18 protein-coding genes are annotated in these 19,628 nt (G+C 64.8%); 11 read left to right on the top strand and 7 right to left on the bottom strand.

The window, feature by feature from the left end; genetic code table 11:
* Nucleotides 1-26 precede the first annotated feature (26 nt).
* Nucleotides 27-371, bottom strand: a complete 345-nt coding sequence (locus tag KU43P_RS10895) for a hypothetical protein (protein ID WP_411567239.1) — start codon at nucleotides 369-371, stop codon at nucleotides 27-29.
* Between the two features lie 207 nt (nucleotides 372-578).
* Between KU43P_RS10895 and KU43P_RS10890 the strand changes: the two genes are divergently transcribed.
* Entirely contained in the window at nucleotides 579-1,805 is a 1,227-nt protein-coding gene (locus KU43P_RS10890; RefSeq protein WP_317662991.1) for an MFS transporter, read from the top strand.
* A 63-nt stretch (nucleotides 1,806-1,868) separates the two neighbouring features.
* On the opposite strand, the gene gltS is transcribed toward KU43P_RS10890, so the two are convergent.
* From gltS to KU43P_RS10875, 3 genes are read right to left on the bottom strand one after another with little or no spacing between them, the layout of a single operon-like run.
* Complete coding sequence (gene gltS / locus KU43P_RS10885; RefSeq protein ID WP_317662990.1) at nucleotides 1,869-3,077, bottom strand: sodium/glutamate symporter; 1,209 nt, start codon at nucleotides 3,075-3,077, stop codon at nucleotides 1,869-1,871.
* 42 nt (nucleotides 3,078-3,119) lie between these two features.
* Nucleotides 3,120-4,058: a formimidoylglutamase gene (gene hutG, locus KU43P_RS10880; protein ID WP_317662988.1), complete on the bottom strand. Its 939-nt coding sequence runs from the start codon at nucleotides 4,056-4,058 to the stop codon at nucleotides 3,120-3,122.
* 20 nt (nucleotides 4,059-4,078) lie between these two features.
* The gene (locus KU43P_RS10875; RefSeq protein ID WP_317662986.1) at nucleotides 4,079-4,804 is read right to left on the bottom strand and encodes an IclR family transcriptional regulator; all 726 of its coding nucleotides are present in this window, start codon (nucleotides 4,802-4,804) and stop codon (nucleotides 4,079-4,081) included.
* A gap of 310 nt (nucleotides 4,805-5,114) precedes the next feature.
* On the opposite strand from KU43P_RS10875, the gene KU43P_RS10870 reads away from it, so the two are divergent.
* The 3 genes from KU43P_RS10870 (at nucleotide 5,115) to KU43P_RS10860 (ending at nucleotide 10,096) form a co-directional block, all read left to right on the top strand.
* Nucleotides 5,115-6,440, top strand: coding sequence for an MFS transporter (locus tag KU43P_RS10870; protein WP_317662983.1), 1,326 nt, complete (start codon nucleotides 5,115-5,117; stop codon nucleotides 6,438-6,440).
* 657 nt (nucleotides 6,441-7,097) lie between these two features.
* On the top strand, nucleotides 7,098-8,456 hold the full coding sequence (locus KU43P_RS10865) for an 8-oxoguanine deaminase (RefSeq protein ID WP_317662982.1): 1,359 nt from the start codon (nucleotides 7,098-7,100) through the stop codon (nucleotides 8,454-8,456).
* A 125-nt stretch (nucleotides 8,457-8,581) separates the two neighbouring features.
* Entirely contained in the window at nucleotides 8,582-10,096 is a 1,515-nt protein-coding gene (locus tag KU43P_RS10860) for a nucleobase:cation symporter-2 family protein (protein ID WP_317662980.1), read from the top strand.
* 126 nt (nucleotides 10,097-10,222) lie between these two features.
* On the opposite strand, the gene nhaA is transcribed toward KU43P_RS10860, so the two are convergent.
* The 3 genes from nhaA to KU43P_RS10845 form a co-directional block, all read right to left on the bottom strand.
* Complete coding sequence (gene nhaA / locus KU43P_RS10855) at nucleotides 10,223-11,581, bottom strand: Na+/H+ antiporter NhaA (protein ID WP_317662978.1); 1,359 nt, start codon at nucleotides 11,579-11,581, stop codon at nucleotides 10,223-10,225.
* A gap of 112 nt (nucleotides 11,582-11,693) precedes the next feature.
* Complete coding sequence (locus KU43P_RS10850; RefSeq protein ID WP_317662977.1) at nucleotides 11,694-12,335, bottom strand: DUF1109 domain-containing protein; 642 nt, start codon at nucleotides 12,333-12,335, stop codon at nucleotides 11,694-11,696.
* Nucleotides 12,322-12,906, bottom strand: a complete 585-nt coding sequence (locus KU43P_RS10845) for a sigma-70 family RNA polymerase sigma factor (protein ID WP_317662976.1) — start codon at nucleotides 12,904-12,906, stop codon at nucleotides 12,322-12,324. Before KU43P_RS10845 ends, KU43P_RS10850 begins: the two co-directional genes overlap by 14 nt.
* Before the next feature lie 192 nt (nucleotides 12,907-13,098).
* On the opposite strand from KU43P_RS10845, the gene KU43P_RS10840 reads away from it, so the two are divergent.
* The 7 genes from KU43P_RS10840 to KU43P_RS10810 all read left to right on the top strand — a co-directional run bounded on the left by KU43P_RS10840 (nucleotide 13,099) and on the right by KU43P_RS10810 (nucleotide 19,596).
* A complete protein-coding gene (locus tag KU43P_RS10840) occupies nucleotides 13,099-13,377 on the top strand; it encodes a DUF2282 domain-containing protein (protein WP_317662974.1) in 279 nt (92 codons plus the stop codon).
* Between the two features lie 16 nt (nucleotides 13,378-13,393).
* Complete coding sequence (locus KU43P_RS10835) at nucleotides 13,394-14,227, top strand: DUF692 domain-containing protein (RefSeq protein WP_317662972.1); 834 nt, start codon at nucleotides 13,394-13,396, stop codon at nucleotides 14,225-14,227.
* On the top strand, nucleotides 14,224-14,979 hold the full coding sequence (locus tag KU43P_RS10830; protein ID WP_317662970.1) for a DNA-binding domain-containing protein: 756 nt from the start codon (nucleotides 14,224-14,226) through the stop codon (nucleotides 14,977-14,979). The genes KU43P_RS10835 and KU43P_RS10830 overlap by 4 nt, the downstream gene beginning before the upstream one ends.
* 11 nt (nucleotides 14,980-14,990) lie before the next feature.
* A complete protein-coding gene (locus KU43P_RS10825) occupies nucleotides 14,991-15,458 on the top strand; it encodes a DoxX family protein (RefSeq protein ID WP_317662968.1) in 468 nt (155 codons plus the stop codon).
* A gap of 98 nt (nucleotides 15,459-15,556) precedes the next feature.
* Complete coding sequence (gene aspT, locus KU43P_RS10820) at nucleotides 15,557-17,239, top strand: aspartate-alanine antiporter (RefSeq protein WP_317663775.1); 1,683 nt, start codon at nucleotides 15,557-15,559, stop codon at nucleotides 17,237-17,239.
* Nucleotides 17,240-17,589: 350 nt separating this feature from the next.
* Nucleotides 17,590-18,876 carry an OmpP1/FadL family transporter gene (locus KU43P_RS10815; RefSeq protein WP_317662966.1) on the top strand — a complete coding sequence of 429 codons (1,287 nt, stop codon included), beginning with the start codon at nucleotides 17,590-17,592 and terminating at the stop codon, nucleotides 18,874-18,876.
* A gap of 51 nt (nucleotides 18,877-18,927) precedes the next feature.
* Entirely contained in the window at nucleotides 18,928-19,596 is a 669-nt protein-coding gene (locus KU43P_RS10810) for a DUF3313 domain-containing protein (RefSeq protein WP_317662965.1), read from the top strand.
* Nucleotides 19,597-19,628: the final 32 nt, after the last annotated feature.

Below are 19,628 nucleotides of genomic sequence, written 5' to 3'. Positions count from 1 at the left end.
CGACCATCTTCAATGGGGCGGGTAATTCACTGAAGCCCTGGTGATTCCGTGCAGCGATGGGCTTCAAGCACAGTCGCACGCTTGAATGCAACTTGATCATTGCGTGCTGTGATGCAACCAGCATGAACGCAGTGCGAGTCGATCAGTGAAAAATCCACACAGCAAGCAAAGAAAAGTGATGCCCGATTCCTGGCGGCGGCCTCGTTCGCCAAAGTCGCTGATTGCCGGCTTTGGCTTGCGAGCCCCACTCGACGGTCGATCATCGCTGCAATCACTTCTCCGCTACCGGCGTCTGCCATCTTCCCTTCAACCGTTACCTGCTCCACGAAAGACGGCTTGCCGTTGGTGTGTGACACTGTCTGCATCGTCACCAGCTTGGCCCCCTGTCGAATGCAAACAAAGCTGCCCCATAATGGGCGCGGCCAACTGACAGGCTATTCTAAGCGTCTTATCGATCGCACTGATGATTACTATCGAGACGCCCGACTGTCTGGTTGCCAGTACCGACTTTTACAATCGCCTTCAATTTTTCCCTTCCCCTCGCCTGCTCCAGGCGACTTTCCCTTGGAACCTGCACCATGCCAAGCGACAGCCAGGCCGCTCACGGCCTTCCCGAACATGATCAACAAAGCGTCAAGCAGCAGTGGCTGGCGATTCTCTCGGTTGCCGTGGGTGCCTTTGCCCTGGTGACCAGCGAATTCCTCCCGGTGGGCGTGCTCAACGATGTTGCCAGCGACCTGGGCATCAGTGCCGGCCACGCCGGCCTGATGGTGACCCTGCCCGGTATCATGGCCGCCCTCGCCGCCCCCCTGCTGTCGGTGGGCATCGGCGCCCTTGACCGGCGCTACCTGCTGATCGGCCTGACGCTGATCATGATCATCGCCAACGCGGTCGTGGCCTACGCCAGCGACTTCAGCCTGTTGTTGTTCGGCCGTGTGCTGCTGGGCATCAGCATTGGCGGCTTCTGGGCGACGGCCATTGCCCTGAGTGGCCGCTTGGCACCCAAAGGCGTGGGGGTTGCGCAGGCCACCTCGATCATCATGGTCGGTGTGACACTGGCCACCGTGCTGGGCGTGCCGGTCGGCACCTGGCTGAGCGGCCTGATGGGCTGGCGCATGACCTTCCTGGTCACCGCACTGCTGGGAGTGCCGGTGTTGCTGGCGCAGGTGCTCCTGCTACCGCGGCTCAACCCGGACAAGGCGATTCGCATCAGTGACCTGCCGGCGCTGTTCATCAACCCACTGGCGCGGGTCGGCCTGATCGCCGTGCTGCTGATCGGCCTGGCGCACTTCGCCGCGTATACCTACGTTGCGCCGTTCTTCAAAGAGAGTGCCGGCTTCGATGGGCCGACCATCGGTTCCTTGCTGCTGCTCTACGGTGTGGCGGGGGTGATCGGCAACCTGTTCGCCGGCTTCGCCGCCAACCAGAGCGTGCGCTATACCTTGATGCTGGTCGCCTTGCTGATCGCCATCAGCACCGCGCTGTTCCCCTACTTCGCCACCAGCCTGACCGGCGCTGCGATGCTGATCGCACTCTGGGGCTTCGCCTTCGGCGCCTTCCCGGCCTGCGCCAGCATCTGGATGTTCGTGGTGGCGCCCAAGGATGTCGAACGCGGCATGCCGCTGTTCGTCGCCATGTTCCAGGTGATCATTGCCTTGGGCTCGTTCTTCGGCGGGCGGATCGTCGACCAGTTCGGCAGTGCGATGCTGCTGAGCCTGGCCACCGCCCTGGTGGGTGTCGGGTTTGTCACGGTGCTGGTGCTGGGGCGTAACGTCAGCAACAGCCTGGCCGCACAACCCAGCTGATCGACCGACCTTCAAAACTGCAGCGCTCGCTCGGCAAGCGCTGCACAGGTGAGGGGCAAGGAATCAGCTGAACGCGTTGATGAACCAGGTGATCACCGGCAAGGCGACGATGTCGATCAGCACCGCACCGCACAGCGGTACGATGATGAAGGCCTTGTAGGAGAACACTTTGTAGTGGTCGCAGATGGCCCCCATGTTGGCCACCGCATTGGGCGTGGCCCCCAGGCCATGGCCCATGTAGCCCGCGCACAGTACCGCCGCATCGTAGTTGCCACCGAACAGGCGGAACAGCACGAACACGCACAGTGCAATCATGATCAGCACCTGCACCACCAGGATCACCAGCAACGGCAGGCCCAACTGCTCCAGCTCCCAGAACTTCAGGCTCATCATGGCCATGGTCAGGAACATGCCCAGGCTGATGTCACCCAAGGTGCTGACCGCGTTATCCGGAATCTCGATCAGCCGTGCACGGTCGTTGAAGTTACGCGCAATGATCGCCACGAACATGGCACCGACATACACCGGCAAGACAATGCCCAGGTGCGCTTTCAAGGCGTCGCCAATCCAGAAGCCCAGCACCATGATCACCAGCATGCAGGTCAGCAGACGCAGCAGCACCTTGGCGTCGATGGCCACACTGGGTGCTTCGTGGGCTTTCTCCAGCGCTTGCAGGGTGTCTGCCTTGTCGGCCTGAACGGCCAGCTTCTTGCGGTCGATCAGGTAGCGTGCGACCGGGCTGCCCAGCAAGCCGCCGGCCACCATGCCGAACGTGGCCGAAGCCAGGGCCGCCGTGGTCGCACCCGTGGTGCCCAGGCTTTCGGCAATGGGACCGAACGCAGCGGCTGCCCCGAAGCCGCCTTCCAGCGATACCGCACCGGCCATGATCCCTAGCAGCGGGTCGATCCCCAGCGCCTTGGCCATGCCCACGCCCACCAGGTTCTGCAGCACCGCCAGCCCCCAGCAGGCGCCCAGGTAGACGAACAGGATCTTGCCGCCCTGGCGCAGCAGGCCGAGGCTGCCGCCCAGGCCGACCGTGGTGAAGAACGCGACCATCAAGGGTGTCTGCATCGCCGTGTCGAGGGTGATGTCCAGCCACTGCTGGTTGCGCAGCAACCACACCACCAGGGCAAAACCAAAGCCACCGATCACCGGGGCCGGTACGCAGAGTTGGCGCAGCCAATAGCTGTGCTTTTTCAACTGCGCGCCCATGGCCAGCAGCAATAGCGCCAGGGCAACAGTGGTCAGTGCATCGAGTTTCAGGGTCAGCATGGCAAATACTCTTGTTTTTGTACTCAGGTGAAGGGAGTTGGATCAGTCGGCCAGGCTCGCCAGCAGCCGGGCAGCAATCCTTGCTGTGCGCATGTCCTGGTCGAGCGCAGGGTTCAGTTCGGCCACGTCGGCCATGCGCAACTTGCCGCAAGCCTTGGCGCGCCGAACCAGGTGCTCGACCACCATCAGGTCGACGCCATGCGCCGAGGGCGCACTCACGCCCGGTGCCTGGCTGGCCGGCAGCACATCGAGGCAGATAGTCATGTACAGGTGGTCGATGCCTGCCAGGAACGCATCGAGAAAGGCCTCGATCTGGGCGATGTTCCAGGGCTGCATCTGGCGGTCCAGGCAGTAGCGCACATTCAGGCGATGCGCCTGCTCGAACAGCGCCTGGGTGTTGTTCAGTTCACTGACCCCCAGGCAGCAGTAGTCGAAGGCCAGGCCCGCCTGTTCGCAGTACTCGGCGATTTGTCGAAACGGCGTGCCGGAGCTGCTCTGCTCGGCGCTGCGAAGGTCGAAGTGGGCATCGAAATTGAGAATGCCGATGCGCGGACGTTGCTCCAGGCGGCGCAGGTGCCGGGCCAGGCCCAGAAAGCTTGCATAGGCGATTTCGTGCCCGCCGCCCATGCCCAGGGGCAAGTGCCCTTGGTCGAGCAGCCGGGTCACTTGTTCGGCATAGGCCTTTTGTGCGCCTTCAAGGTCGGTGCCTTGGCAGGTGGTATCACCGCTGTCATAGAGCGGTCGCTCGCCGCGCCAGGCCAGGTTGGCCAGCGCCTTGCGCAAGGCCTGCGGCCCTTGACGCGCGCCCGTGCGGCCCTGGTTGCGGCTCACGCCTTCATCACAGGCCAGGCCCACCAAGGCGGTGCCGGGTACCTGCCGCTCGGCCAGGGGCTGAACCCACTGGTGCCAGCGCAGCGCCGAGGCGCCCTCGCCCGTGTCGATACGGCCCTGCCACGCGGGCTGGGAAAGATGGTCAGTCATGCAAAAACTCCAGGTGTGATTCAGTCCAGCCGCGCACCGACGCGCAAGGCGACGTCACAGGTCCAGTGGGTCAGGCGCTCGCTGCTCTTTTGTGCACGGAAGGCCGGCGCCATTAGGCTGATCGCCCCGTGCAGGCGGTTGCGGCTGTCGAGCACGGGCGCGCTGACGCCCCATACACCGTCGTCGATCTCGCTTACGCTGACGGCGAAGCCTTGTTCGCGAATTGCGACGAAACTGTGCGCGTACTGCGCAATACCTTCGGCATCCACTCCCTGCTCGCGAAGAAATGCCTCGCTGCGCTCGGGCTCCATGTGGGCCAGCAGCACCCGCGCCGAAGCGCCCACCAGCAGTGGCTGGGCCAGGCCTTTCTGGTAACAGCAACGCAGTGGCTGCGGGCTGTCGATCATTTCGATGCAGATGGCCTGGCCATTGCTGGGCACCATCAAGGCGACACTTTCGCGGCTCAGTTCGGCCAGGCGCTTGAGTTCAGGCATTGCCAGCGACACCAACAGTGCCTGGCGGTCGAACTTCTTCGCCAACTGCAGGCAGGCGGGCCCTGGCAGATAGCGGCCGTAGCCATTGTCTTCGGCCAGCCCCCAGCGAAGCAGGGTTTTCAGGTGCCGGTAGGTGCTGCTCAGCGGTTGGGCCAACTGCAGGCTCAGTTCCTTGGCCGCCACCGCATCATCGGCTTGTCCGAGAGCGACGAGAATCTGCAGCAAGCGATCGGTGGGGCTGGTGTAATTCATGAGCGCCTCCTTTTCCGACATGGTGCACCCGGTTTTCCCAGAGGGTGAAACAGGATTCCCACCTGGTGAGAAATATCGTGCATTAACCCGACGAAAAGGCTTATCACGCTGGAGCGAGGCACTTCGAGAATCAGCTTCAGACGCAACGCCGCTTCGCATGTGTTCGTTTATCGAACAATAGCCCCTCCCCTTGCATTGACGGCCCTGCCTGCACTGCTCACCATTCCATGACGTGGCGCGCCGCCCTGCCCTGAACCTGGCGGCACGCACATGCACTCGGCAGCTCCTGACAATTTCAAGAAACAAGCACATGACGCCTTCGAAGATCGACAGCACCCTGCCCGCCCTGCCCCAGGGCTCCATCGGCAGCAAGATTCGCGGCGCCTTCGCCGTCGGCAAGACGCGCTGGGGCATGCTCGCCCTGGTGTTCTTCGCCACCACCCTGAACTACATCGACCGCGCCGCCCTCGGCATCATGCAACCGATCCTGGCCAAGGACATGAGCTGGACGGCGATGGACTATGCCAACATCAACTTCTGGTTCCAGGTGGGCTACGCCATCGGTTTTCTGCTGCAAGGCAGGCTGATCGACAAGGTCGGCGTGAAGCGTGCGTTCTTCGTCGCGGTGCTGCTCTGGAGCCTGGCCACCGGCGCCCACGGCCTGGCCACCTCGGCCGCAGGCTTCATGGTCTGTCGCTTCATCCTCGGCTTGACCGAGGCGGCCAACTACCCGGCCTGCGTGAAGACTACCCGCCTGTGGTTCCCCGCCGGCGAGCGGGCCATCGCCACCGGGCTGTTCAATGCCGGCACCAATGTCGGCGCCATGATCACCCCGGCGTTGCTGCCGGTGATCCTGGCGGCCTGGGGCTGGCAGGCGGCATTCATCGCCATGGGCTGCCTGGGCCTTGCGTGGGTGGTGCTGTGGGGGCTGAAGTACTTCAACCCCGAGGAGCACCCCCATGTGCGCCAGAGCGAACTGGACTACATCCAGCAGGAAATCGAGCCCGAGGCGGCGCGCGTACCGTTCAGCCGCATCCTGCGCATGCGCGGCACCTGGGCCTTTGCCGTGGCGTTCGCGATCACGGCGCCGGTGTTCTGGTTCTACCTGTACTGGCTGCCGCCGTTTCTCAACCAGCAATATGACCTGGGCATCAGCGTCACCCAGATGGGCATCCCGCTCATCCTGATCTGGCTGACAGCGGACTTCGGCAGCATCGGCGGCGGCATCCTTTCATCGTGGCTGATCGGCCGCGGCATGAACGCCATTCGTGCGCGGCTGGTGTCGATGCTGCTGTTTGCCTGCACCATCGTCAGCGTGACCTTTGCCGCGCACGCCAGCGGCCTGTGGCTGGCGGTGCTGGCCATCGCCGTGGCCGTGGGCGCGCACCAGGCCTGGACGGCGAACATCTGGAGCCTGCTGATGGACTACACGCCTAAGCACCTGGTGAGCACGGTGTTCGGCTTCGGCAGCATGTGTGCGGCGATTGGCGGGATGTTCATGACGCAGATCGTGGGGAGTGTGCTGACGTTTACCCATAACAATTATGCGGTGCTGTTCACCTTGATTCCGGCGGTGTACTTCGTTGCCTTGGTGTGGTTGTACTTCATGGCGCCGCGCAAGCTCGAAGCGGTGTAGGTGCAGGGGGCTTGTCGCGCTATTTTTGTTGTCCGTGAGATCGAGCGCCGCCCGCGCGGCGCATCGCGGATAAATCCGCTCCTACATTTGTTGCAACGTGCCTATGCCTGATAGGCCATGGTTGCCAGCTCTTGGGGTACGACGCGATTTCTCGGCGGGCGCCAAAGGCGGACAACCATGGCCTGACAGACCGTGGCACGTTGCAAAAAATGTAGGAGCGGATTTATCCGCGATGCGCCGCGCGGGCGGCGCTCGATTTACGCCCCACCCCAATACCCAAGCCAAGCACCTGGTAGCAACACTCCAATTTTTCGTATACAAAATCGGCCTTTCCTGGTTACATTAGCCGACGCCTACGACAACGGTAATCGCCGCTGCGTATTGCGACAGGCTAAAGCCATGCATTACCCCTATCTGCTCGCCCCTTCCGAGCCCTCTGCGCGAATCACCGCATTCGCCACTGTTCCGTCAAGCCGCCACCCTCTCCGTCCCCCAACGCCGAGCCTCTGTGCCCAGGCGGCGTCGACGCGTGCGCTGCTGCTCTGACGAACCCTGTGCTGAAACAGCGCCTGGTTTCTAGGGTTTGGCTCTAATCGAAAACCGGGTGTCTGCAAACCTCGAATTGCAACCAGAACCCCATGTGGGAGTGGAACACCTATGCCCAAGACATTACTGATCAAGAACGCCGAACTGCTGGTGACGATGGACGGCAATCGCCGCGAGATCAAACGCGGCGGCCTGTACATCGAGGACAACCTGATCAAGCAGGTCGGCCCGAGCGACGAACTGCCCCAGCACGCCGACGAAATCCTCGACATGACCGGCAAGGTGGTCATCCCCGGCCTGGTCAACACCCACCACCACATGTACCAGAGCCTCACCCGCGTGGTGCCGGCAGCGCAGGACGGCGAGCTGTTCAACTGGCTGACCAACCTGTACCCGATCTGGGCCCGGCTGACTCCGGAAATGATCTCGGTGTCGACCCAGACCGCCATGGCCGAGCTGATCCTGTCCGGCTGCACCACCTCCAGCGATCACCTGTACATCTACCCCAACGGCTGCAAGCTCGACGACAGCATCCATGCCGCCGAAGAGATCGGCATGCGCTTCCACGCCGCGCGCGGCAGCATGAGCGTGGGCCAGAGCCAGGGCGGCCTGCCGCCGGATTCGGTGGTGGAGAAGGAAAGCGCGATCCTCAAGGAGTCCCAGCGCCTGATCGAGGACTACCACGATGCCAGCCACGGCTCGATGCTGCGCGTGGTAGTGGCGCCCTGCTCGCCGTTCTCGGTCAGCCGTGACCTGATGCGCGAAGCCGCCGTACTGGCGCGCGAGTACGGCGTGTCGCTGCACACCCACCTGGCAGAAAACGTCAACGACATCGCCTACAGCCGCGAGAAGTTCGGCATGACCCCCGCCGAATATGCCGAAGACCTGGGCTGGGTCGGCCACGATGTGTGGCACGCCCACTGCGTGCAGCTCGACCAGCACGGCATCGAACTGTTCGCCCGCACCGGCACCGGCGTGGCCCACTGCCCGTGCTCGAACATGCGCCTGGCTTCGGGCATCGCGCCGATCCGCAAGATGCGCGACCACGGCGTGCCAGTAGGCCTGGGCGTGGATGGCTCGGCCTCCAACGACGGCGCCAGCATGATCGGCGAGGTGCGCCAGGCACTGTTGCTGCAGCGCGTCGGCTTCGGCCCCGATGCGATGACCGCGCGCGAGGCCCTGGAGATCGCCACCCTCGGTGGTGCCAAGGTGCTCAACCGTAACGACATCGGCGCCCTCGCCCCTGGCATGGTCGCCGACCTGGTCGCCTTCAACCTCAACCACGTGGCCTATGCCGGTGCCCTGCATGACCCGCTGGCGGCCCTGGTTTTCTGCACCCCGACCCACGTCGACACCAGCGTCATCAACGGCCGCGTGGTGGTCAAGGACGGCCGTATCACCACCGTCGACCTGCCACGGGTGCTGGAGCGCCACAACCAACTGGCACGCCAACTGGTAATCGGCGAGTAACCCACCCAGGCCGTTGCCCGTCGCCTCGAGGCAACGGCCTGCCTTCTGTGCAACACCGCTTCACCCCACCGCGACTGAGACCGTGCTGTTAGACGCATCAAAATAACAAAAGCGAGCTACTCACCATGACTTCTCCCGCTACACCTCGTCCGGAAGACGAGAACCTCGGCGTCGGCGCCAACGTGGCCTACGGGCTTCAGCATGTGCTGACGATGTATGGTGGCATTGTTGCCGTTCCGTTGATCATCGGCCAGGCTGCGGGCCTCTCCCCCGCCGACGTGGGCCTGCTGATCGCCGCGTCGCTGTTCGCCGGGGGCCTGGCCACCTTGCTGCAGACCTTGGGCATTCCCTTCTTCGGTTGCCAGTTGCCTTTGGTGCAGGGCGTGTCCTTCGCCGGCGTGGCGACCATGATCGCGATCATCGGCAACGACGGCCAAGGCGGCCTGGCGGTGGTGTTCGGGGCCGTGATCGCCGCGTCGCTGATCGGGCTTGTGATAACGCCGCTGTTCTCGCGCATCACGAAATTCTTCCCGCCGCTGGTCACGGGCATCGTCATCACCACCATCGGCCTGACGCTGATGCCGGTGACGGCGCGCTGGGCCATGGGCGGCAATAGCCAGGCCGCCGACTTCGGCAGCACCTCCAACATCGCCCTGGCGGCGTTCACCCTGGCCACCGTGCTGCTGCTGAGCAAGCTCGGCAACGCCAGCATCTCGCGGCTGTCGATCCTGCTGGCCATGGTGGTCGGCACGCTGGTGGCCACGGCCTGTGGCATGGCCGACTTCTCCCAGGTGCTGCAAGGCTCGATCGTCGCGCTGCCGCAGGTGCTGCCGCTGGGTGTGCCGCATTTCGAAGTGGCAGCGATCCTGTCGATGCTGATCGTGATCGTGGTGACCATGGTCGAGACCTCGGCCGACATCCTGGCCGTGGGCGAGATCATCGACACCAAGGTCGACTCCAAACGCCTGGGCAACGGCCTGCGTGCCGACATGATTTCCAGCGCCGTGGCGCCGCTGTTCGGCTCGTTCACCCAAAGCGCCTTCGCGCAGAACGTCGGCCTGGTGGCGGTCACCGGCGTGAAGAGCCGCTATGTGGTGGCCACCACAGGCCTGATCCTGGTGACCCTGGGGCTGTTGCCGGTGATGGGCCGGCTGATCGCTGCCGTGCCTACCTCGGTGCTCGGCGGCGCTGGCGTGGTGCTGTTCGGCACCGTGGCGGCCAGCGGTATCCGCACCCTGTCCCAGGTGGACTATCGCAACAACATGAACCTGATCATCGTCGCCACCTCGATCGGCTTCGGCATGATCCCGATCGCTGCGCCCGGCTTCTACCACCACTTCCCGGCCTGGGTCGAAACCATCTTCCACTCTGGCATCAGCTCGGCCGCGATCATGGCGATCCTGCTCAACCTGCTGTTCAACCACCTGCGTGCCGGCAACTCCGACCAGCAGTCAGTGTTCGTCGCCGCCAGCGAGCGTACCCTGCGCTACCGCGACATCGCCGGCCTCAATGACGGTGACTTCTTCCGCGATGGCAAGCTGTTCGACTGCGACGGCAATGAAGTGCCAGTGCTGGCAGAGGACGACGGCCATGGGGACGTACCCGCCCCCCGCAAACGGCGCCTGGAACAGGCGCACTGAGTGCTGAGGGGCCGCGTCGCGGCCCATCGCCGGCAAGCCGGCTCCCACTGGGCCCGCATCGACCTCATCTGTGGGAGCCGGCTTGCCGGCGATGGGCTGCAAAGCAGCCCCCGTATCAGGTGGCGGTCAGCTCGCTTCGGCAGCGACGGGCCTGGCCGCCTTGCGCAGGCTCCAGGTGCCCCACGCCAGGCCGAGCACGGCAGCGATCACCGAGCCCGACAGCACACCCAGCTTCGCCGCGCCCAGGGCGCCCGGGTCGGCGAAGGCCAGGTTGGCGATGAAGATCGACATGGTGAAGCCGATACCCGCCAGCAAACCGATCAGGGTGATGCTACGCCAGGTCACCCCCGCAGGCAGCGAGCACCAGCCCAGCCGCACCATCAACCAGCTGACCAGGACGATGCCCAACGGCTTGCCCGCCACCAGCGCCACCGCCACGGCCACCATCACCCAGTAGGGCCCGCTGGCAGACAGGTCGACCCCCGACAGCCCGACACCGGCATTGGCCAGGGCGAACACTGGCATGATGCCGTAGGCCACCCAGGGGTGCAGGCTGGTTTGCACGCGGGTTACCGGCGGCACCAGCTCGCGCTGGGCCAGGCGCAGTTGCTTCAACGGGCTGCTCAAGCTGCTGCTGTCGCTCTCTGGGGCTTTGGCGCGGCCGAGCAGTTCGTCGGTTACACGGGAAATGGCTTCCACCGGGCGCTGGCCCAGGGGCATCGACCGAACCGGGGTCATCAGGCCCAGGATCACGCCGGCCAACGTCGGGTGGGCACCGGTCATCAGCACGCCCAACCAGACGATGGCGCCGGGCACCACATAGGCATAGGCCGAGCCGACCCCGATCTTCTGCAGCCCGACCACCAGCAGCAGGCCGACTGCAGCGACTGCGAAGCCGCTGTAATCCAGCCCGCCGGTGTAGAAGAAGGCAATGATCAGCACGGCGATGATGTCGTCGATGATCGCCAGCGCCAGCAGGAACACCCGCACGTTCGAAGGGATCGACTTGCCGAGCAAGGCCAGCACGCCGACCGCGAAGGCGATGTCGGTGGCGGTGGGCACTGCCCAACCTTGCTGTTCAGCAGGCGCGTGGCTGAATGCCAGGTAGATCAGCGCGGGTACGGCCACGCCGCCGACGGCCGCGGCCATGGGCAGTGTGGCTTGGCGCAGGCTGGACAGCGCACCTTCATGGATTTCACGGCGGATTTCCATGCCGACCACCAGGAAGAAAATGGTCATCAGGCCATCGTTGACCCAAAAGTGCAGGGATTGCGAGAACACCAGCGAACCCACACCGAAGGTCACAGGGGCATGCCAGAGGGCATCATAGCTGGCGGCAGCGGGCGAGTTCGCCCAGATCAGCGCGGCCACGGCGGCGATCAGCAGGACAATACCGCTGACAGCTTCGATATGCAGGAAGCGCTCGAGGTTGGCGAATGCGCGCTGGGCGATTCGCTGGGCACGGGGCATTACATGTTTTTGCATGGGCGCAAGGACTCCCGCAAGGCGGCCCGACCTGCGTAGCTTTTTAACCTGCTTCACTGCTTCTTGCAGCTAGCACCCGGGCCGCATTCTAGCGGAAAACCTCCCCGCAGTTCTACCAGCGTAGCAGCCTCGGGCCCAATGCCGCCCCGAGTGCGGTAGGCAGCAGCATCCCCAGCAAGTACCACACGCCCCAGAACGGCACCTCCATTTCCGGGCAGTGCAGGCAGTAGGCCAATGTCGCCGTCGCGCCTGCCAGTAGGCCGCCAGCCGCGCCTGCCTCGCGCAGGCGGGTGGGCGCAAGGCCGCGCAAGGCCCAGAACACGGCAACGAACAACGGTGCCGAGAGCAGCGTGATGTTCAACGCACAGGTGCGCCAGGTACGCCCGAAAATCAGCTCGGCGCGGGCCTCGACCGGCGCACCGGCCAGGCTGATGGCCGCCCCCAGCCAGACCAGCACCAGCGGCACGCCAAGCAGGCCCCACACGGCGCCCCCTTTCACCCCTGGCCTGGCCAGGCGCTGGGTCAGCCACAGCCCGAGCAGCGCCAGGCTGCCAGGCAACGCCAGCTTGGCCCAGAACAACGGCGTGCGGGCCACCTCGGCCAGGTCGCTGCGCACCCCGTAGAGCGCCGCCGTCAGCAGCAACGCAGCGAGCACGCCGCCCAGTAACGCCCGAGCCAGCCGCCGGGCCAGTGCGTGCCGGTCCACCGGCCCTTCCCCGCTGGCCAGCAGGGCAATCAGTTCATCGGTTTTCATCATCACTACCTCGAATCAGCCTGGCCAGGGCCTTGAGCCCACGGTGTATGCCTACCTTCACCGCCGAGCTGGACAGCCCGGTGATACGCGAGGCTTCCTCCACCGTCAAACCCTCCAGCTTGACGTGGACGATCGGCAAGCGCTGGTGTTCAGGCAATTGTCCCAGCAGCTTGCCCAGGTCGCGACGGGCCTCGGCGGGTGCTTCATCACTGGCGGCGAACAGGTCGCTGTCCTCCTCCAGGTGCTCATGCCGCGCTTCGCGCTGGCCGTAACGGCGCAGGTAGTCGACCAGCTTGTAGCGGGCGATGGCCTGCACCCAGGCCGTCAGCGGCTGTTGCGGCTGATAGGTGTCGCGCGCGTTGTGCACGGCCAGCAGCACCTCCTGCAGCAGGTCTTCGACCTCGGCCGGGCGCTGTGCCAGGCGCCGGCGCAAAAAACCGCGCAGGTGCAACGCCAGTGCCGCAAGAAATTCACGGTAAGCCCGTGCATCGCCCGAGAGGCCCTGAAGCAGCAGCGCCTGCAGGTGCGCCTCGCGCTCGCAGAGCAGGTCCTGTGAGTTAGTTCGTTGCATGGCGCGCCAAGGTTACACCTGGGAAGGATTTCTTTTTATCGAACCATAGACGCTGCCGTGAGCGCACCCGGGGATTGCCGTGGCCGCGAAAAAAATATTTTTACTGCGCTGTAACCGTCATGCCGATCGCCGCGAACTACTCCATGAGCCGCCGGTAATTCGCCACGGCCCCCACACTCTGGAGACACCACCATGAACAACATCGCCCTCACCGCCGCCGCCCTCGCCCTCGCTTCGCTGGCCGGGGTCGCCGTGGCCGGCAATACCCCGAGCACCGGTGCAGCCATGGAAAAATGCTACGGCGTCGCCATGGCCGGCAAGAACGACTGCAAGGCCGGCGCCGGCACCACCTGCGCGGGCAGCGCCAAGAAGGACTACGACGGCATGCACTGGAAAAACGTCCCGGCCGGCACCTGCACCACGATCAAGACCCCCAACGGCATGGGCTCGCTCACCCCGATCAAGTCTTGACTGGAGGCCGCCGACCATGAACCGGAACACCCCACTGGGCGCAGGGCTCGGGCTCAAGGCCGAGCACTATGACCAAGCCTTGGCGTGTGACGCCGAAGGCCTGTGGTACGAAGTGCACCCGGAAAACTACATGGTCGGCGGGCCGCGCCTGGCCTGGCTGGAACGCATGGCCGAACGCCATGCGTTGTCGCTGCACGGCGTGGCGCTGTCTTTGGCCGCCGACGCCGAGCCGGATGCCGGCCACTTGCGCCGCCTGCGTGCGCTGATCGAGCGGGTCAGCCCGGTGCTGGTGTCCGAGCACCTGGCCTGGTCCACCTGGCGCGGCCAGTACCACCCCGACCTGCTGCCGTTTCCCCGCAGCAATGAAGCACTGCAGCGCATCAGCGAGAATATCTCGCGCACCCAGGATGCCCTGGGGCGCAGCATCGCCGTGGAAAACCCCAGCCACTACCTTCACCTCGACGGCCACGACTGGGACGAAATCGACTTTCTCAGCGAACTCACAAGCCGCACCGGGTGCACGCTGTTGCTGGACGTCAACAACGTGCACGTCAGTGCCCACAACCTGGGCTTCGATGCGGCGAGCTATCTCGACCGCTTCCCGGCCCAGGCCATCAGCGAAGTTCACCTTGCCGGGTATAGCGTGGACGATCAGGCAGCCCTGCTGATCGACTCCCACGACGCGGCCATCGCCGAACCGGTCTGGGCGCTGTACCGCCATCTGATCGAGCGGATAGGCCCGCGCCCGACGCTGATCGAACGCGACGGCAACCTCCCGGCGTTCACCGAGCTGCTGGCCGAACGCGCCATTGCCCAGTCAACCCTCGCCCGCACAGGAGCCCTGTCATGAACCTGTCCCTCGGCCAATTCCAGGACGCGTTCGTCGACGCGCTGTACCAGCGCCCTGCCCCGGCACTGGAGGGCCTCACTGGGCAGGCGGCCTTCGCGGTTTACCGCAATACCGTGCTGTCCGGCTGTGTCGAGGCATTGCGCGCCAACTTCCCCAGCATCGAGACACTGGTCGGGCCCGGCTGGATGCACGACGTGACCCGCGCTTACGCGCAACAGACGCCGCCCGAAGATCCCCGGCTGATCCACTACGGGGCAACCTTCCCCGACTTCCTGCAAGCGCTGCAGGCCAGCCACGGCTTGCCATACCTGGGCGACGTCGCGCGCCTGGACTGGCACTGGTGCGAGGTATTCAGCGCAGAAGAAGACCCGAGCCTGACACTGGCCGACCTGGCCGGCATGACCGCCGCCGACCTTGCCCGCGGGCACCTGAAGCCCCGCCGCAGCGTGCGCTGGCAATGGTTCGAGCCGCACCCGGCGTACAGCCTGTGGCGCGTCAGTCGCGAGGGGCTGCCCTGGTCGCCAGAACAACCCTGGGTGGCCGAAGGCGCCCTGTTGAGCGGCGACAGCGACGGCGTCGGCCACCAGCCCCTGGGCCGCGGCGCATGCACCTTCCTCGACGCCTGCGCGGCAGGCCACTCACTGCAAGTCGCTTCACAGCTCGCCCAGCAACGCCAACCCGACCTCGACTTCAGCGACCTGCTCGGCCGGCTGCTGCAGGCCAAGGCCTTTCGCCCCCTCACATTCGCCTGAAGGTAACGGCCATGGACATCATCCGCTCCAACGCCCCCACTCATACCCTGCGCCAGCGCTGGAACAACCTGGCCGAGCACCTGCAAGGCTGGTTGAGCGACAGCGTGCTGTGCCTGGTGGCGCGGCTGGGTATCGCCTCGGTGTTCTTCATGTCAGGCCGTACCAAGGTCGAGGGGCTGCTGACCATCACCCCCGGCACCTACGACCTGTTCCAGACCGACTACGCCTTGCCACTGGTTTCCCCCTGGCTGGCGGCGCACTTGGCGACCTATGCCGAACACCTGTTCCCGCTGCTGCTGGTGCTCGGCCTGTTCACCCGCCTGTCGGCCCTGGCCTTGCTGGGCATGACCACGGTGATCGAGGTGTTCGTCTATCCCGATGCCTGGCCGACACACCTGTCCTGGGCCGGGCTGCTTCTGCTGTTGATCGGCCGGGGTGCAGGGGCCCTGTCGCTGGATCGGGTGTTGCGCCTGCGCTGAGCGAGCACCTGAACATTTGACGACAGGCGTGGCCACCGCTTCTTTTGTGCGCATACTCAAGCAGGTCTGCAAGCATGCGCCCATCGAAGGAGTGCGCGATGATCGACCTGGCCCTGAATGCGTTGCGAGCCAACCCGGAAATCGCGGTGTTCCTGGCGATCGGCCTGGGAATCCTGCTGGGCCGGGTGAAGCTGGGCAGCTTTCACCTCGGCTCGGTGGCCGGCGCCCTGCTGATGGGCTTGCTGATCGGCCAGGTCGGCCTGCAGGTGCCCCACGAACTCAAGTCGGTGTTCTTCGCCCTGTTCATCTACGCGGTGGGCTTCAAGAGTGGCCCGGAATTCTTCGGCAGCCTCAACCGCGGCACGCTCAAGCTGGTGCTGCTGTCGGTGGTGCTGTGCGCGACCGCACTGGCAGTGATCCTGGCGATGAACGCCTTCTATGGCTTCGACGCGGGCTTTACCGCAGGCCTGGGCGCCGGTGCCCTCACCGACACCGCGATCATGGGCACCGCCAGCAGTGCCATCGCCCAGTTGCCACTGGACGACGCGGCCAAGTCCACCCTCAACAGCCACATGGCCGTGGCCTACGCCATCACCTATGTGTTCGGCACGGTCGGCTTGATCGTCTTCGTCGGCAGCTTGGCGCCGCGCCTTCTTGGGGTCGACCTGCGCGCCAGTGCCCAGGAGCTGGAGCGCGAATTGGGCATCGAGCGTAACGAGGACGCCATCAGCATCCCCTATACCCGCATCGTGGTGCGCGCCCATCGCCTGGATGCGGGCACCGCCATCGGCCTGAGCATCGCCGACATCGAGGCCCTGCACCCTTCCTTGAGCGTCGAACGCATCACCCGCGACGGGCAGGCGTTCGACCGCGACCCGGCGCGGGTTCTGGCCAACGGTGACATTCTCGGTATCTACGCCCTGCGCGAGGCCGTTAGTGACCTGCATGACTGGATCGGCCCGGAGGTGGATCACCCCGACAGCCTGTCGTTCCCCACCCGCAGCGCGGACATCGCACTGACCAACCCACGCCTGGCCGGGCGCACTCTGCATCAGGTGAAAGCAGCGCTGACCGGGGCCGAACGCATGGGCTGCTTCCTCACCGGCATCACCCGCCAGGGGCTGCCGCTGCCGCTGCTGCCCGACACGGTGCTGCGCCGAGGCGATGTGATCAGCCTGACCGGCCGAGCCGCCAGTGTCGAAGCGCTGGCCGCGCAGGTGGGCCGCATCCGCGAAGCCAGCTACCGCAGCGACATCGCCCTGCACGCCTTGGGGCTGGTGCTGGGCTCACTGGCCGGCCTGCTGTCGACCCATATCGGCATGATCCCGGTGGAGCTGGGCATCGGCGGCGGTATCCTGCTGGCCGGCTTGCTGATCGGCTGGTACAACTCACGACACCCCGAACTCGGCGCCCTGCCCCCGGCCGCGCAATGGGCCTTTTCCGAGTTCGGCCTGACCGCCTTCGGCGCCGTGGTAGGCCTGCTGGCGGGCCCCGCAGCAATCACGGCAATCAAAGAACAAGGCCTGGCCTTGCTGATTGCCGGCGCCCTGGTGACCCTCATTCCGCCCCTGGTCACGCTGTTTTTCGGGCGCTACATCCTGCGCCTGCACCCGATGATCCTGTTCGGTGCGCTGGCCGGTGCGCAGACCGAGGCCGCCTCGATGAACAAGATCATCGAACAGTCCGGCAGCAACACACCCGTTATCGGTTTTACCGTCTGCTATGCCGTTTCCAACGTACTACTAGCCGTCTGCGGGCCCATCATCATTGCCTTCGCTTGAGTGCTGAATCGCGTGTTCCGCCCAGCCCTGGGGCTGGCCGCCACTGACCCGGCGGGCAAAACTTGCGGGACGAGATGTGTCGTCTAAAGTATCAACGCGAAAGCCTGTTATCTGCATCTCGTTCAAATCTGGCCAGATGTCGCGAAATGAAAGCCATGCCAAGCCATGGCGGCATTTCTACCCGCTACGCTGCTTGAACCTAGCCCCAAATTTACGCTGGTAGTTGCCTTGAACGGTACGGCGCTTCAGATCACCAAGGAGCGTGTGATGGAATCGATCGACAGGTTTTGCAACCGACTGGGCCACTTTGCCGTCGACACCTCGACCACTCCACCAAAGTACCTTGCATCATGAGGCCGCAGCGCGGTTGGGCTGTACTCGCTCTGGCCTGCGCGGCAGCCGTGCCCGGCGCAAGCGCCTGGGCCGGTGGCATCCTCATCTACGAAGCCGGCCAGGAAGGCAATGGCCTGGCCAACGCCGGGTCTGCCGCACTGGCCAACGACCCCAGTGTGCTGATGAGCAACCCGGCTGGTATCACCCGTCTCAAGGGCACCCAGATAAGCGCCAACGCCCAGGTGATCCTCGGCGACATCCGCTTCTCGCGCGACAGTAACAACCAGTTCGACGGCAACGAAGGCGGCAACGCGCTGCAGTACCTGCCCGGCACCAGCCTGTTCATCAGCCACCAGCTCGACGAACGCGCGGCCATCGGCTTCGGCATGTACGGCAACTTCGGCCTGGCCCTGGACTACGACGATGACTGGGCCGGCCGCTACTTCACCCAGGAAGCGGCGGTGATCGGCGTGTCGATGCAGCCCACGGTGGCCTACAAGTTCACCGATGACCTGTCCATCGGCGTCGGCCCGCGGATCATGCTCGGCTACTACCGCACCGAAATGGCCATCAACAACAACCTGCTCGGCCTGGCCGATCGCCCGGACGGGCAACTGGAATACAAGGACACCGATGTCGGCGTGGGCGCCAACCTCGGTCTGCTCTACCAGGTCGACCCGCGCACCCGCGTGGGCCTGGCCTACACCAGCAAGGTCAAGCTGGAGTTCAAGGACAAGCCGCACCTCAAGGACGTCAGCAACCCGCTGCTCAACGTCGCCCTGCGTCGCCTCAACGTGGACGACCTGGAGCTCGACCTCAACGTGCCGCAGACCGTGACCTTCAGCGTCGCCCACGAACTGGACGACCAATGGACCCTGCTCGGCAGCCTCAACTGGCAGGACTGGAGCGATTTCGGCGATGTCGGCGTGGAGGTCGACAGCAACGCCGGCGGTACCAGCCGCACCGTCGACCGCAAATACAAGGACACCTGGCACGCCTCGGTGGGGGCGCAGTACCAGGCTACCCGGCAATGGCGCTGGAGCCTTGGCCTGGGCTACGACAGTTCGGCCGTGGACGACAAGGACCGCACCGTCGACAACCCCATGGGCGAAGCCTGGCGGCTGGCGGCGGGGGTCAATTACCAGGTCGAGGAAGGCTTCGACCTGCACCTGGCCTATACCCTGGTGTGGCTCGGCGACATGGACGTCGAGCAGACCAAGGCACGCTCCGGCAATAGCCTGTCGGGTAGCTACGACAACAGTGCGCTGCACATCCTCGGCGGTGGCGCGACCTGGCGGTTCTGAATCGCCCTGCAAGGCTGCAGGGTAACGATCATCGTAAGAAGGAGAAGCTGCATGAACACCAAGTCGTTAGCTGCATCGCTGTGCCTGGCAGCACTCATGCTGCAAGGCTGTGCCAGCAAATACGTGGAGTCCGACCAGTATTCGGGCTTCCTCAAGGACTACAGCATCCTCAAGGAAGACAAGTCGCCTTCGGGTGCGCCGGTGATGCGCTGGATCAAGCCAGGGGTCGATGCCAAGCGCTACAGCAGCGTGTACATCGAACCGAGCCAGCTCTACCCGAAGCCGCAACCGACCGAGAAGGTGCCGCAATCGACCCTGCAGGGCATCACCCAATACTACGACCAGACCCTGAAGAACCACTTCTCCCAGGTACTGCCACTGGCTACCAGCCCAGGCCCGCGGGTACTGGTGGTACGCCCGGCGATCACCGCCGTCAGCGCCCAGACCAAGAGCCTGCGCCCGTATGAAGTCATCCCGATCGCGCTGATTGCCGCCGGTATCAGCACCGCCACCGGCATCCGTGACCAGGACACCAGCATTGCCACGGAAGCGGCGTTCCTCGATGGCGAGACCAACCAGGTCGTCGCCGAAGTAGTGCGCAAGGGCGCCGGCACCGAGCTCGACAACTCGTCCCAGGTAATGCAGGCCAAGGACGCCAAGGCCGTGCTTGATGGCTGGGCCAAGGACATGGTCACCTCGTTCCAGTCCCTGAGGAAGTAAACCGCCCCACCCCACTGCAGGGCCGAGCCTGC

The organism is Pseudomonas sp. KU43P, from assembly GCF_033095865.1.
Taxonomy (GTDB): Bacteria; Pseudomonadota; Gammaproteobacteria; order Pseudomonadales; family Pseudomonadaceae; genus Aquipseudomonas.
Note: the sequence above shows the minus strand (reverse complement) of the source record. Positions and strands in the feature narration are given on the sequence as shown.

Bases quoted from the DNA above. Each gene is read 5' to 3' on its own strand.
- KU43P_RS10890 (WP_317662991.1), top strand. From the start codon at position 579: ATGCCAAGCGACAGCCAGGCCGCTCACGGCCTTCCCGAACATGATCAA.
- gltS (WP_317662990.1), bottom strand. From the start codon at position 3,077: ATGCTGACCCTGAAACTCGATGCACTGACCACTGTTGCCCTGGCGCTA.
- hutG (WP_317662988.1), bottom strand. From the start codon at position 4,058: ATGACTGACCATCTTTCCCAGCCCGCGTGGCAGGGCCGTATCGACACG.
- KU43P_RS10875 (WP_317662986.1), bottom strand. From the start codon at position 4,804: ATGAATTACACCAGCCCCACCGATCGCTTGCTGCAGATTCTCGTCGCT.
- KU43P_RS10870 (WP_317662983.1), top strand. From the start codon at position 5,115: ATGACGCCTTCGAAGATCGACAGCACCCTGCCCGCCCTGCCCCAGGGC.
- KU43P_RS10865 (WP_317662982.1), top strand. From the start codon at position 7,098: ATGCCCAAGACATTACTGATCAAGAACGCCGAACTGCTGGTGACGATG.
- KU43P_RS10860 (WP_317662980.1), top strand. From the start codon at position 8,582: ATGACTTCTCCCGCTACACCTCGTCCGGAAGACGAGAACCTCGGCGTC.
- nhaA (WP_317662978.1), bottom strand. From the start codon at position 11,581: ATGCAAAAACATGTAATGCCCCGTGCCCAGCGAATCGCCCAGCGCGCA.
- KU43P_RS10850 (WP_317662977.1), bottom strand. From the start codon at position 12,335: ATGAAAACCGATGAACTGATTGCCCTGCTGGCCAGCGGGGAAGGGCCG.
- KU43P_RS10845 (WP_317662976.1), bottom strand. From the start codon at position 12,906: ATGCAACGAACTAACTCACAGGACCTGCTCTGCGAGCGCGAGGCGCAC.
- KU43P_RS10840 (WP_317662974.1), top strand. From the start codon at position 13,099: ATGAACAACATCGCCCTCACCGCCGCCGCCCTCGCCCTCGCTTCGCTG.
- KU43P_RS10835 (WP_317662972.1), top strand. From the start codon at position 13,394: ATGAACCGGAACACCCCACTGGGCGCAGGGCTCGGGCTCAAGGCCGAG.
- KU43P_RS10830 (WP_317662970.1), top strand. From the start codon at position 14,224: ATGAACCTGTCCCTCGGCCAATTCCAGGACGCGTTCGTCGACGCGCTG.
- KU43P_RS10825 (WP_317662968.1), top strand. From the start codon at position 14,991: ATGGACATCATCCGCTCCAACGCCCCCACTCATACCCTGCGCCAGCGC.
- aspT (WP_317663775.1), top strand. From the start codon at position 15,557: ATGATCGACCTGGCCCTGAATGCGTTGCGAGCCAACCCGGAAATCGCG.
- KU43P_RS10815 (WP_317662966.1), top strand. From the start codon at position 17,590: ATGAGGCCGCAGCGCGGTTGGGCTGTACTCGCTCTGGCCTGCGCGGCA.
- KU43P_RS10810 (WP_317662965.1), top strand. From the start codon at position 18,928: ATGAACACCAAGTCGTTAGCTGCATCGCTGTGCCTGGCAGCACTCATG.